At 46.5% G+C, this 12,564-nt stretch carries 13 protein-coding genes; 12 read left to right on the top strand and 1 reads right to left on the bottom strand.

The window, feature by feature from the left end:
• Window positions 1-6: 6 nt before the first annotated feature.
• Entirely contained in the window at window positions 7-1,749 is a 1,743-nt protein-coding gene (locus tag MKY42_RS11390) for a HAMP domain-containing methyl-accepting chemotaxis protein (RefSeq protein WP_090902121.1), read from the bottom strand.
• A 631-nt stretch (window positions 1,750-2,380) separates the two neighbouring features.
• Here MKY42_RS11390 and rpiA point away from each other — a divergent pair.
• The 12 genes from rpiA (at window position 2,381) to MKY42_RS11450 (ending at window position 12,473) form a co-directional block, all read left to right on the top strand.
• The gene (gene rpiA / locus MKY42_RS11395; protein ID WP_339851080.1) at window positions 2,381-3,052 is read left to right on the top strand and encodes a ribose-5-phosphate isomerase RpiA; all 672 of its coding nucleotides are present in this window, start codon (window positions 2,381-2,383) and stop codon (window positions 3,050-3,052) included.
• A 24-nt stretch (window positions 3,053-3,076) separates the two neighbouring features.
• The gene (locus MKY42_RS11400; RefSeq protein WP_090895804.1) at window positions 3,077-3,676 is read left to right on the top strand and encodes a GNAT family protein; all 600 of its coding nucleotides are present in this window, start codon (window positions 3,077-3,079) and stop codon (window positions 3,674-3,676) included.
• Window positions 3,677-3,690: 14 nt separating this feature from the next.
• A complete protein-coding gene (locus tag MKY42_RS11405; RefSeq protein ID WP_339851085.1) occupies window positions 3,691-4,149 on the top strand; it encodes a MarR family transcriptional regulator in 459 nt (152 codons plus the stop codon).
• 176 nt (window positions 4,150-4,325) lie between these two features.
• Window positions 4,326-4,844 (top strand): response regulator, encoded by a 519-nt coding sequence (locus MKY42_RS11410; RefSeq protein WP_339851088.1) that lies wholly within the window; start codon window positions 4,326-4,328, stop codon window positions 4,842-4,844.
• Between the two features lie 49 nt (window positions 4,845-4,893).
• Window positions 4,894-5,871, top strand: coding sequence for an alpha/beta hydrolase (locus tag MKY42_RS11415; protein ID WP_339851091.1), 978 nt, complete (start codon window positions 4,894-4,896; stop codon window positions 5,869-5,871).
• A 56-nt stretch (window positions 5,872-5,927) separates the two neighbouring features.
• Window positions 5,928-6,278: a hypothetical protein gene (locus tag MKY42_RS11420; RefSeq protein ID WP_090895812.1), complete on the top strand. Its 351-nt coding sequence runs from the start codon at window positions 5,928-5,930 to the stop codon at window positions 6,276-6,278.
• A 17-nt stretch (window positions 6,279-6,295) separates the two neighbouring features.
• A complete protein-coding gene (locus tag MKY42_RS11425) occupies window positions 6,296-7,009 on the top strand; it encodes a class I SAM-dependent methyltransferase (RefSeq protein WP_090895814.1) in 714 nt (237 codons plus the stop codon).
• 138 nt (window positions 7,010-7,147) lie between these two features.
• Window positions 7,148-7,546 (top strand): BadF/BadG/BcrA/BcrD ATPase family protein, encoded by a 399-nt coding sequence (locus MKY42_RS11430; RefSeq protein WP_090895816.1) that lies wholly within the window; start codon window positions 7,148-7,150, stop codon window positions 7,544-7,546.
• 57 nt (window positions 7,547-7,603) lie between these two features.
• The gene (locus tag MKY42_RS11435) at window positions 7,604-8,134 is read left to right on the top strand and encodes a hypothetical protein (protein WP_339851097.1); all 531 of its coding nucleotides are present in this window, start codon (window positions 7,604-7,606) and stop codon (window positions 8,132-8,134) included.
• A gap of 64 nt (window positions 8,135-8,198) precedes the next feature.
• A complete protein-coding gene (locus tag MKY42_RS11440; RefSeq protein ID WP_090895821.1) occupies window positions 8,199-8,636 on the top strand; it encodes a GNAT family N-acetyltransferase in 438 nt (145 codons plus the stop codon).
• Between the two features lie 214 nt (window positions 8,637-8,850).
• Window positions 8,851-9,309: a MarR family transcriptional regulator gene (locus MKY42_RS11445; RefSeq protein ID WP_090895824.1), complete on the top strand. Its 459-nt coding sequence runs from the start codon at window positions 8,851-8,853 to the stop codon at window positions 9,307-9,309.
• Window positions 9,306-12,473 (top strand): MMPL family transporter, encoded by a 3,168-nt coding sequence (locus MKY42_RS11450; RefSeq protein ID WP_179265193.1) that lies wholly within the window; start codon window positions 9,306-9,308, stop codon window positions 12,471-12,473. Before MKY42_RS11445 ends, MKY42_RS11450 begins: the two co-directional genes overlap by 4 nt.
• Window positions 12,474-12,564: the final 91 nt, after the last annotated feature.

The following is a 12,564-nucleotide window of genomic DNA, read 5'->3' on the forward strand; positions in this document are numbered from 1 at the left end:
GTTGAATTATAGTTTGCTTACATTAAAATGCGAAATCAGTTCTTGCAGTTCCTCGGACATGCTGTTCAAACGGGTAGAGGAATCAACAAGCGTAATCAGAGACGCTTTTTGTTCATCAACGGATGAAGAAATCCGTTCACTGTTTTCAGCTGTTTTACTCACACTGGCAGACAAATCATCCGCAGTTGCGGTCATTTCTTCTGTACCTGCAGAAATTTCTTCTGTAGCGCTGGACACTTCCTGAATCTGATTCGATACTTTCTTGGCAGCTTCCAAAATTTCTTCGAACAATTGACCGGTTTGATCAGCTACGCTGAGCCCGGTATCCACTTCAGACGTTCCTTGTTCCATCGCACGAACGGCTTGTCTGATTTCAGCCTGAATCTCCTGGATCAGTACAGCAACCTGGCTCGTGGATTGTTCCGACTGCTCAGCAAGTTTACGTACTTCACCTGCTACAACCGCGAATCCTCGGCCTTCTTCACCAACACGTGCCGCTTCAATGGAGGCGTTGAGTGCAAGTAAGTTGGTCTGGCTGGAAATACCTGAAATGATATTCAGAATATCGCCAATTTCCTGAGAACGGCTCTCCAGAACCTGAATGGCTGAAGCAGTGTTTTTAACAGATTCCGTAATCAGATTCATCTGCTCTGACACCTGACGAACCACAGTGTTTCCTTGTTGAGAACGGCGTTCCATCTCATATGCCTCGTCAGCTACACTAGCTGAACTGCTGGCAATAGTCTGAATGACGATAGCCATCTCGGACATCGCACGGGCACTGTCCCGGGTTGCCTGTTCCTGTGCACGAATGTTGGATGTAATCTGAGTAACGTTGTTATTGATAGAATCAGCATTCTCGCTGTTTCTCTCGGAGACTTCATACAGCTCCTTGGCAGACTCGTTAACTTCTTGCGAAGTGATTTGCACTTTGACGATGGTGTCGTTGATCTTGCGTACCATGGTATTGAACTTTTCGTTCACAATGCCCAGATCGTCTTTGCCTGTCGGAATTTTGACATTCAAATTACCCCGACTTACGTCATCAATCCCTTTGATCAGGTGACGAATAGGGGAAAGCGTGTTTTTGACAACAAGATATTGGATAATCAGGAATAACAGCAGGAACGCTATCAGAATGATAATTCCGTTCTTGAGCAATTTGTTCAGTCCGGCAGGTACTGCTGATGCGTCTGCATCGACTGCAAAGTAAGAGTAAATCTTGCCGTTGCTATCCTTGATCGGGTAAGCAATGGTTGTCCATGTACCGAAATCGTCGGAATAAAATGTGGTGAACGTCGGGCGATCCGTATTCAGCATTTCTTTCAGTGCATTTGCTACAACGACGGGCTGTTCATACATGTCGCCGATTTTTACATTTTCACTCTGGAAGGCTTCCTTCAGATTGGTTGGCATGGCAACAAGGGATGTTAAACGCTTGTTATCTCCACCCAGCTCGACACCAAAGATGTAGGCTTGTGCAATGTTGGGATAATATTGCTGCATTTCATCGAAATAGGCACGCAATTTGGTTTGTGCTTTTCCATCATAATTGGCTTCTGTAATAGCAGCCTGTACTTCGGTGGAATCAATGCCCTCTGCCCATTTTTTGGTGATTTGTTCTACTTGACCATGTAGCTGGTCAACGAGAATCGTTTTTTGAAAGTAATAGCTGCTGGCAATAAGTGCCACGCCAATAATAATAATGTTAGTAAATGAGAGTAACAGATTTTTGGAGAAAAAAGACATGCTTTTCCAACTTAATGATTTCACTAAAGTCCACTCCTGATCTTCTTTGAATTGATAATATGCTGCTGTCTTCATGATGCAAATTAAGTCATTTCCTTATCCCCTCCAAAGGTAAAATGTGCGACCATGGTCTTGGGTTCCTGGTCGCTATGTAGAGATATTTTTACCTAGATACCCATAGGTGTCTAATTATTAAAACACATCTATACTTAATATGTCGTATAAAATGTCGTCAAATTGAATAGTTTTGTTAAAACTTTTTTAATATTTTACGTATTTATGGACATATGGAAGTGAGATGTAGGTATTTAGAACTGTTTATTTAAAATAATTCCCATTTTTTAGTTTCATTCTGTATTCTATAACATGGTGGGTCAAAAAACATCCTTAAACATTGAAAAAATAGTGAAAATGACAGAAAACGGACTTTCTTCTGCCACACCAATAAGATATCAGGGAGGAGAATCTAACCAAGAATTTACATAAGAAGGATCAACGACACATGTGAAGCAGAGAAACAGGCCAAGTTTCCCAGTTCAATACGTCATGCACAGATATACATCGGAAGCGGTTTTATCTATAATAACTACAGTATGCATTTCTCAAATCATGAGCAGGCGGGGGTTTATAGATGAATCTTAAACAGATAGCAGCTGAGCGCGCGGCAGAATATGTTCAAGATGGAATGAAGGTTGGATTGGGTACAGGGTCAACGGCGTATTACGCTATTTGTCGAATTGGTGAGCGGGTACGAGAAGGGTTAAACATTCAGGCTGTAGCTACTTCGGAAGCATCGGACAAGCTCGCCAAAGAGTGGGGAATTCCGATCGTTCCATTTGATCAAATTGGACGTCTGGATCTGACCATTGATGGTGCAGATGAAGTTGATCCTGGGTTTAACCTGATCAAAGGTGGCGGCGGTGCGCTTTTGCGCGAGAAAATTGTCGCTGCAAACAGCGACAAACTGATTATTGTGGCTGATGGCAGCAAAGCCGTACAAAAGCTTGGAAAATTCCCGTTGCCGGTTGAAGTGGTTCCTTTTGCATCTGAATGGACCTTCCAGGCGCTGGAGAAACTCGGGTGTCAACCGGAATGGCGCATGGACGGGGATCAACGTTATCTTACGGATAATGGAAACCTCATTGCGGATTGCCGCATGGAAGCCATAGAACATGCAGCGGAGCTTAACGTTCAGTTAAACATGCTCCCAGGTGTTGTCGATAATGGATTGTTTATTAACATGGCGGACACCGTCATTCTTGCGAAGGATGATGGCAGCATCGATGAGCGTCATCGTTCATGAACGGAAAGTGAGGTCATTGCATAGATGAGGGAAAACCCGCTAGTGGATGGTGAGATTGTTCTTCGATGTATGGAGAAAGAGGATCTGACTGAACTCTATGAATTGATCTACAGTGAAGACGTACCGGAATGGAAGCAATGGGATGCGCCATATTATGCCCTTGAACATGAGAGCTACGAAGACTTCCAACGGAGCATGTTAAGAAGACTTGAAGCAACTGAGAGCAACTCTGATCCGGACTCCATTCGAATTATTGAGCTGAATGACCGAATCGTCGGTACAATCAGCTATTATTGGGAACATCGTCCATCCATGTGGCTGGAAATGGGAATAGTGTTATATCGATCAGCCCAATGGGGGCGCGGGATCGGCACGCGAGTACTTCAGATGTGGTCCAGTCACTTATTCGCGCAATTGCCCGTAGCCCGGGTTGGATTAACAACATGGTCGGGCAATGAACGAATGATGCGTTCAGCTTCGAAGGCGGGACTGCAGGTGGAAGGACGCATGCGCAAATGCCGCATCGTGGATGGCAAACATTATGATTCAATTCGTATGGGAATGCTGCGCGAAGAGTGGGAGCAGAACCAATCTTCAGGCGCAGGTCGAAATGTAAACAACTGATGGAGGATTAAGAAATGCCGAACAACGAGGACAATCGGGAACTGTCTTTACAATTATTTGTGGTTCTCGCTCGCGCATACAATTCCGTTACATCCAGGTCCAACCGGGATATCCAGAGTCATGGACTGAATACGACAGAATTTGGCGTGCTTGATTTGTTATACCATAAAGGGCCGCAGGCGTTGCAAAAGATCGGTGAGAAAGTGTTAATGTCCAGCGGTAATATTACGTATGTTGTGGATAAGCTTCAGAATAAAAATCTGCTGATTCGTCGAGCATCCAAGGAAGATCGGCGTGTCATATACGCTGAATTGACGGAGGAAGGAAGACATTTGTTTACACAAATCTTTCCTCAGCACCACCAGGTGATCATTGATGCGGTGGATGGACTGGAACCTTCGGAAAAGGCGGATGCGATTTGTTTGTTAAAAAAGCTTGGACTCGCTGCAGAGGGGAAAACTGACTTGCGTTAATAACGCAGGTCAGTTTTTTTATATGAATGTATGCCATTCGTCGTTCATGTATAATGAATAGATGGTTATATTTAACGGATAAGGTCGAGGCTGTTGCAGCTGCTGGAAACGATTGGATGAGTGAAGCCTTCGTAATGCAGTATTGCATAATTCGTGATTAGGAGAGTGATCAAGTGATGTCTAATGAACATGGCGAGATGAACTCATCGCGCAGAACGATTGAACCGTTACCCCATCAGATGATTCGCGGCGGCAAGGAAAATCAGGAGGAGCAAGGCCATATATCCATTCCGATATCAATCTTGCTGGCAGACGATAACGTTATCAATCGGCAGGTTGTGCTGATGCAGCTCAAAAAGCTAGGCATGACCGAGGTGGATGCCGTTTCCAATGGGGAAGAGGCTAGTGAGGCTTTTCTCAGCAAAAAATATAGTATGATCCTGATGGATAACATGATGCCAGTAATGGACGGACTGGAGGCGACACGCCATATCCGAGCCATAGAGCTGGATAAGATGTGGAATCCTATTCCGATTATTGCGATGACAGGAAATGTGATGGATGGAGAGAAAGAGAAATGTTTCGAAGCCGGGATGAATGATTTTATGGGCAAACCCTTCACGCTTGAAGCTCTGAAGAACATGATCCAGAAGTGGCAATCACCATCCGTGTACGGAGAAATTGCCAAACGATAGATAATATACATACTTGTTTCACGTGGAAGATTGACTGAAAGAGAGGGAAATGTTCATGCTATTATACGGCCTTGCCGTTCTGGTGCTAGTCGTTCTTGCCTTACTATGGTTAGGAGGACTTTACTTCTTCAAAACCGCCATTCGGCGTGCTCCAAAATCATTTCTGGTCGATAATCCGAACCTCATGCCCGAACCGGATAACGAAATAATCAGCAGTGCATCAGACTTGACGTGGCTTGATACGCAGCCAACCGAAGATGTAAATATTGAATCACATGACGGATTAAAGCTGCATGGAACATGGCTTCCTTCCCACAGTGGATTGCAGCAGCCGACGGTTATTCTGGCCCATGGCTATTCGGGAAAAGGCAGGGAGATGGCGGGTTTTGCCCGCTTTTATGCTGAAAAACGGGGCTACAATATACTGATGCCGGATGATCGTGGTCATGGACAAAGCGAAGGTGACATCATCGGATTCGGCTGGCTGGACCGTAAAGATTATGTTCAATGGATTCATTGGGTTCAGGGCAAGGTTGGCACGGAGACGGAGATCATCTTGCATGGAATTTCAATGGGAGGGGCTACAGTATTGATGACAGGCGGTGAAGCTCTCCCTAATCAGGTGAAGGCCATCGTATCGGATTGTGCTTATACCTCCGTGAAGGAGGAATTAACCTTCCAGCTCAAGCAGCTATACAAGTTGCCTGCATTTCCGTTTATTCCCGTTACCAGTCTTATTTCCAAATGGAAGGCGGGCTACTTCTTTGGGGAGGCATCGGCATTAACTCAACTCGCCAAAGTTCAAGTTCCCGTTCTTTTTATTCACGGTGAGGCAGATACGTTTGTACCGACAGAAATGGTTTACAGACTATATGAAGCATGTCCGACAGAAAAGGAATTGTTGACTATCCCTCGTGCGGGTCATGGAACAGCGTTTCAAGTGGATCGTACCCGATATGAAGAGGTGCTTGAATCCTTTTTGACCAAAAACCTATCGCCTTCTTCTGCAGTATCATCATTCATCTGATTCCAATTAAGCATCCTGGGTATTAAGTAGAAGATGTACCTAAAGGGAGGTGCGAGATGCCCTATACACCTAGAGTTTGTTCGTATTGTCATGAAAAAATGGCAGAGGATGAGTTCAAATGCAAATCCTGCGGCAATCTGGTTACTACCAAAACGGCTCAGCCTGAGCAACCGTACATGATTGAAAATGATGAATTAATATTGGATCGATATTCAATTGTGTTGCTTGTTCTGTTGACACTGTTTCTTGCTCCGGTAGCCATGACCATTGGCGGCGTCATGTTATTTAATGACAATACGTATAAGCAGGATACAGGTAAATTGCTCGTAACCGGGGCATTTGTAGTGATGGTCATTCTCACGATTATTCTGTTCACAGGTTCGGGGACATTGACGATTAACTTCTAAGCTATGGAGGTGCTTTTATGGGAAATGAACAATTTGAAGCTGCACGGAAAGCAGAGGCAGGTTACCATTCCAACTTCTATCAGAATAATGAATTATTCGCGTCCGGTACCTGGATGGCAAGGCCCATGCCTATGGTTATGGATATGCTTGAGCGTCTACTTGCCCATAAGACGGAACTGCGAGTTCTCGATTTGGGATGTGGTGTAGGCAGACATACGATACCCATTGCACAGCGCCTCGGGCAAACGAACAGTGAAGTAATCGGGGTGGATTTGCTGGATGAGGCTGTAGATGGACTTCGCAAATATGCCAAAGAATATAAGGTTGATCATATCGTGCAAGCAGAGAAAGCCGATGTTGAGCATTACGCTATCGAGCCGAATCATTTTGATTATATTGCGGCTTGCTCTTGTCTGGAACATATTTCAAATAAACAAGCCTTAGTGGAGGCTATTGAACGTTTGCAAGTGGGAACTCGTACAGGTGGCATTCATTGTATCACGATGAGTACGAGTGTAGAGGAAAAGGAAATCAACACAGGCCGGGAGATTGAGCCATTGATTGAATTGAATCTGCCCACAGCTGAGGCTATCGCATTACTGGAGAAGGCTTATTCGGATTGGAATATTCTGCTCCAGGAACATGTAACACAGACGATCGAAGAGGAAAAATATGACGAACCGACACAGTTCCGTTGTGAACTGCTTCGTTTCGCTGCACAGAAGCAGTAGCAGTAGCAGTGTTCTGCCGGGATCGAATAGTGGGGTGGGGTCCCGGCAGTTCGTACTAATTGAGTAGCTTGATCGAAACATCAGGAGAAGCATTATGGGACAGGGGACATCATCACACCACAACATGGGGGATCCAGAATGAGTACATATGTGATTGGAATGGATGGCGGGGGAAGCCATACACGTGTAGCATTGGCCGATGAGAATGGAAAGGTCTTGTCTTATGTGCAAAAAGGTGGTTGCAACCGCTATCATGATGCCAATGCAGAGCAGGATGTATTGGAGGGCATCGCTGAAGCCATTCGCATAGCCGGGTTAGAAGTGGAGCAGATTGCCTCCATTCAGGCGGGAATGGCAGGCCTGGATCAGCCAGAGGATACAGTCTGGGCTGAAGCTTTACTCGCCCAAACCGGTATATTGGGCAGAATCAGCGCAGTAAATGATACGCATATTGCACATACGGCAGCCTTTGGCGGTGAGCCGGGCATTGTAGCTATTGGAGGCACGGGCTCTCTGATTATGGGTAAAACGGAATAAGGAACCTGGCTCAGCAATGACCAGTTCGGCCACTATGCGCCAACAGCAGCCCGTTTTTTGGCTTATGACGCGGTGCATTCCATCCTTGCTGGACGTTATGGTCCGCAGGACCAACCCTTCATCGAGCAGATATTAGCTTATTGGAATGTAACTTCAATACCGGAGCTTGCTGCACTGGGCGTTTCAGGTTTTGCTGAAAATAGACAGGCCATCAATCGGATCTTTGGTCAGATGGCTCCTTTGGTCACCAAAGCAGCGGCCGAACATATCCCTCTTGCGGTCAGAGTATGTGATTCAGCAGCGGATACGGCCGTTGTGGGTATTTTGATGCTTGCATCGTGTTTTAAAGATCAGCAGGTGTGCATGACGCTCACAGGAAGTTGTCTGAGTACACCTTATATGGTGGAAGCCGTCCGAAAGGGACTGGATGCAGCCTATAAACCGGGAGGACAACAAATTCATTACATGACCAGCCATGTGCCCGCAGTCGGAGGTGCGCTGCTGGATGCATATCATTTGGCAGGATTCCAGGTGGCTGAAGGTATCGCGTCTGAACTCCAATCGGAGCTGAAACGGCATACGACTTGAACTTTTAATGGCTAACGACTACAATACGATAACGGAATCAAGCAAGTTAATAGGAGGAATCAGGGTGTTAATTGATTTAAAATCACGCATACAGGAGCCGGAAGTGCAGGAGCTGTTGTCCTACTCGGTCTTTCCGGACCCGGATCAGTTGAATCGTGCGTTACAACAGTATGTTGATAAGGATGAGCTGCATTTGGACGGTTATGAAGACGAAGGCCAGCTGATCGGTCTGATTGGATATGAATCTACAGGAACGAGTGAGATCACTATTCATCATATTGCAGTTCTGCCTGAGAATCGTTTTAAAAATTATGGTCGTGGCATGATATCACAGGTGCTCGCCAAATATAACCCCGACAGACTGATCGCAGAGACCGATGTGGAAGCGGTAGAGTTTTATCGAAATACGGGATTTGTGGTGTACAGCCTGGGTGAGCTGTATCCGGGTGTGGAGCGATTCCGCTGTGTGCTGGAAAAAGACGAAGAGCAAGACGAAGACTAGTAACTGTCTACTACTGTGTAACGTAAAGAGAGCATAATCATAACAGGATGTTGGATTTGGCGAAGCAGCTGAGTCGGACGTCCTGTTTTTTTGTCGTTTGTTTAAAAAAAAATAGGAAAAACGTATTGCTTTGCAATATAGTTTCATTATAGAATAGTTTCATTGAAGAATAGTTCTGTAAGTGAACTATATGTTGGAGGAAGGAGAATGAAGAATGAACACACCGGATGCTAGAAGTTTGGTTAACCGCTATTTGGACGCTTCTTTCCTGGTAACCAAACGGTTTGATACCCAAATACGCGAACGATTGGGGCAAACGATTACTACTGATCAGTTCTGTGCCCTTCGTTTGATCGAGGAGAAGCCGTTATGCACGCCCTCTGATCTGGCAGAGCTTTTATGTGTGGGCAAGAGCAGTATCACAGCTCTGGTCAACAAGCTGGTGGATCGGGATCTGGTCCATCGGGCCGGGGATGAGCGCGACCGCAGAGTTGTTTATTTGACCCTGACGGACAATGGACGGGAAGTATACAAGGAAACAGAACAGGAAATACAGCAGATTCTGGAGCCGTACTTGGTCCATTTCAAACCGGAAGAGGTTCAGAACTTCATTGAATCTTTTGAGAAGCTTGCAGCTTTGCTAACGCATGAAGGAGGACAGGAGAACGAATGAGAACGATTTTGAAAGCGCGATGGTGGTTGATGGGGCTATGGGTCGTTGTGGCTGCCGTATTAATGTTCACCGCCCCTAACATGAGTGAATTGATTCGGGAAAAGGGACAGTTTTCGGTTCCTGAAGGGCACTCTTCCACCCAGGCAGCGGCGATTCTGGACGAAGCCGCAGCACAAAAGGGAGAGCAGCAGGGCAGCCAGTTGGCTCTTGTATTTTATAATCCGGATGGTTTGGGTGCCGACGGCAAAGCAGAGGCAGAACAAGCCGTTAAGAAACTGGAGGCCGAAAAAGAGAAGCTGGGTATTCTGTCCATACTGGAACCTTTCTCTCAGCCTGAATTATCAGACAAAATGATCTCTGCCGATGGCAAGACGATCTTAACGTCGCTTTCCATTGATCAGGGAGACCGTACGGTCAAGGAAATGCGCGAAGACCTTAATGAAGTTTTGTCATCGGTCAATGTGGAGCATTACATAACCGGCAAAGGCTTGATTGATGAGGATACGGTGGAAAGCTCCCAAGAAGGACTCAAAAAATCGGAGTACATTACTGTTGTATTTATTTTGCTCATCCTGTTCCTTGTATTCCGCTCTTTTGTTGCTCCATTTGTTCCACTGCTTACGGTAGGGATCAGCTACATTGTTTCACAGCAGATTGTCGCGTTCCTTGTGGACGGACTAGACTTCCCTATATCAACGTTTACGCAGATCTTTATGGTGGCGGTCATGTTCGGGATTGGTACGGACTATTGCATCCTGTTGATTAGCCGGTTCAAGGAAGAATTGGCTCATCATGAAAATACGTGGGATGCCATCATTGCTACCTACCGCACAGCAGGCAAAACGGTATTCTTCTCCGCACTTGCCGTGCTGGTTGGATTCATTGCCATTGGCTTTGCACAGTTTATGCTGTATCGTTCCGCGGTAGCGGTGGCTGTCGGTATTGCCGTGATGATGCTGGCATTAGTGACGATTGTTCCATTTTTCATGGCAGTGCTGGGCAAAAGGCTGTTCTGGCCTTCCAAGGGTTCACTGGAGCATGCCGAGAGCAAGATTTATGGTGCAGCAGGTCGTTTCTCCCTAAAACGTCCATGGGCAGCCCTGCTCATCGTTGCAGCGGTATGTGTGCCATTACTGGCAACTTACGACGGCAAACTGTCGTTTAACAGCCTCGATGAGATTGGTGAGAAATATGATTCGGTCAAAGCATTCAATATCATTTCGGACAGCTTTGGTCCGGGTGAATCGTTGCCGGGTCAGGTCGTTATTCAAAATGATGAAGCTATGGATAACGCCAAGTATATGGCGCTCGCCGAAAAGATCAGCCGGGAAGTGGAGAAAGTGCCAGGGATCTCTGGTGTCCGCAGCATGACACGTCCAACCGGTGATGAGATCAAAGATTTTGAAGTGACACAGCAAGTAGGGACATTGTCTGATGGTTTGGGCGAAGGTAAAACGGGTCTGGATAAAATCCGTGATGGTCTGAGCGAAGCCAGCAGTCAGTTAAGCAAAAATGAACCGCAACTTAAAGAAGCTGCGGATGGAGCTGGAGAACTGACCAAAGGTACTTCCCAATTGCAGTCTGGTATTACACAGTTGTCGGAAGGACTTCAGCAGATTGAAAAAGGCATCCGTGACGGCTCCTCGGGCGCGGGGGATCTAAAAGCAGGTCTGCAGAAAGCCAAAACGAGTGCAGATCAGCTGGCTAAGGCCAACAATCAATTGCTTCAAGCCTATCGTCAGGCAGGAGCAGGTGTCGCTGCACTGGGTGATGGTGTAGGTGAACTGCAACAACAGCTCAAAGGTGTATCTACAGCGTTGACCAGCTTGAATGAATCGTTCACAGCGCTTGAGGAGCGCTATCCTGATTTGCTGCAAGACGCCGATTATCAGCGGGTCAAAGGCACCCTTGGTGAAACAGGTACCGGCACGGCACAGCTCGCTCAAGGTTTGGGTCAAATTCAAACCAAGCTGGGCGAAGCCGCGGCTGGAATCAATCAGGCGAACGAAGGCTTTGCCTCCGCAGCATCCGGTCAGAAGGCACTTGCCGATGGTCTGGGTCAGATTGTGACCGGAATCAGTCAGTTGCAATCCGGGCTTAAACAGGCCGCTGACGGTCAAGGTAAAGTGATTAGTGAGATTCCTTCCATCCAGAACGGACTTGGTCAGCTTCAGGGCGGTCAGGAAAAAATTCAGCAAGGCTTCTCGGATCTCAGTGGTCAATTGACGCAATTGACAGATGGTCTTAATCAGAGTGTAGATGGAATCAAACAGGTTTCCGGTGGACTCGATTCAGCACAGGATTACCTGACACAATTGCAGAACTCGCCTGATTCCGATCTGGCAGGCTGGTATGTTCCTGAAGAAGCACTGAATAGTAAGGACTTCACACAGGTATTCGATACGTATCTGTCCAAAGATCGGAAAACGATGACGATTGACGTTATTTTTGCGGAGAATCCATACGGAACCGAAGCGATTGATCGTGTTCCGGATATTGAAGCTGCGGTACATCGTGCGGTGCAGGGAAGTGCGCTTGAAAAAGCGGATATTGCCATTGGCGGGGTAACCAGCACGTTTGCAGATCTGCAGGAAGTCTCCAACAACGACTACACGCGCACGGTTATGCTGATGCTTGCAGGAACGTTTATCATTCTGGTCCTGCTGCTCCGTTCGGTTATTATGCCGCTGTATCTGATCGTCTCGTTGCTGCTGGCGTATTTCACATCGATGGCCCTGACTGAAGCGATCTTTGTGAATATACTCGGGTTCTCGGGTATCAGTTGGGTTACGCCGTTCTTCGGCTTTGTCATGCTGATTGCACTGGGAGTGGATTACAGCATCTTCCTGATGGACCGTTTCAATGAGAACAAAGGTATGAGAGTCCAGGATGCCATGCTGTATGCCATGAAAAACATGGGTACGGTCATCCTGTCTGCAGCCGTCATTCTGAGTGGTACCTTCGCTGCAATGTATCCATCGGGAGTTCTTTCGATGATGCAGATTGCGACGGTTGTACTCAGCGGACTGATCTTGTATTCTCTGCTGTTCCTGCCATTCTTCGTTCCAGTAATGGTGAAAATGTTTGGCCGTGCCAACTGGTGGCCATTCCCGAACAAGGAACAGGCAGATTCCGTTGATTCGGATCGTAACATAGGCATGTAATTAAATGATATATGAACAGCCCCGCTGGATTCCCGGCGGGGCTTTCTGTATGGTTTTGTGCAAATCATCAATGAAACGGACAAATAAATGT

The organism is Paenibacillus sp. FSL W7-1088 (assembly GCF_037969855.1).
GTDB lineage: Bacteria > Bacillota > Bacilli > Paenibacillales > Paenibacillaceae > Paenibacillus.

Bases quoted from the DNA above. Each gene is read 5' to 3' on its own strand.
- MKY42_RS11390 (WP_090902121.1), bottom strand. From the start codon at position 1,749: ATGTCTTTTTTCTCCAAAAATCTGTTACTCTCATTTACTAACATTATT.
- rpiA (WP_339851080.1), top strand. From the start codon at position 2,381: ATGAATCTTAAACAGATAGCAGCTGAGCGCGCGGCAGAATATGTTCAA.
- MKY42_RS11400 (WP_090895804.1), top strand. From the start codon at position 3,077: ATGAGGGAAAACCCGCTAGTGGATGGTGAGATTGTTCTTCGATGTATG.
- MKY42_RS11405 (WP_339851085.1), top strand. From the start codon at position 3,691: ATGCCGAACAACGAGGACAATCGGGAACTGTCTTTACAATTATTTGTG.
- MKY42_RS11410 (WP_339851088.1), top strand. From the start codon at position 4,326: ATGTCTAATGAACATGGCGAGATGAACTCATCGCGCAGAACGATTGAA.
- MKY42_RS11415 (WP_339851091.1), top strand. From the start codon at position 4,894: ATGTTCATGCTATTATACGGCCTTGCCGTTCTGGTGCTAGTCGTTCTT.
- MKY42_RS11420 (WP_090895812.1), top strand. From the start codon at position 5,928: ATGCCCTATACACCTAGAGTTTGTTCGTATTGTCATGAAAAAATGGCA.
- MKY42_RS11425 (WP_090895814.1), top strand. From the start codon at position 6,296: ATGGGAAATGAACAATTTGAAGCTGCACGGAAAGCAGAGGCAGGTTAC.
- MKY42_RS11430 (WP_090895816.1), top strand. From the start codon at position 7,148: ATGAGTACATATGTGATTGGAATGGATGGCGGGGGAAGCCATACACGT.
- MKY42_RS11445 (WP_090895824.1), top strand. From the start codon at position 8,851: ATGAACACACCGGATGCTAGAAGTTTGGTTAACCGCTATTTGGACGCT.
- MKY42_RS11450 (WP_179265193.1), top strand. From the start codon at position 9,306: ATGAGAACGATTTTGAAAGCGCGATGGTGGTTGATGGGGCTATGGGTC.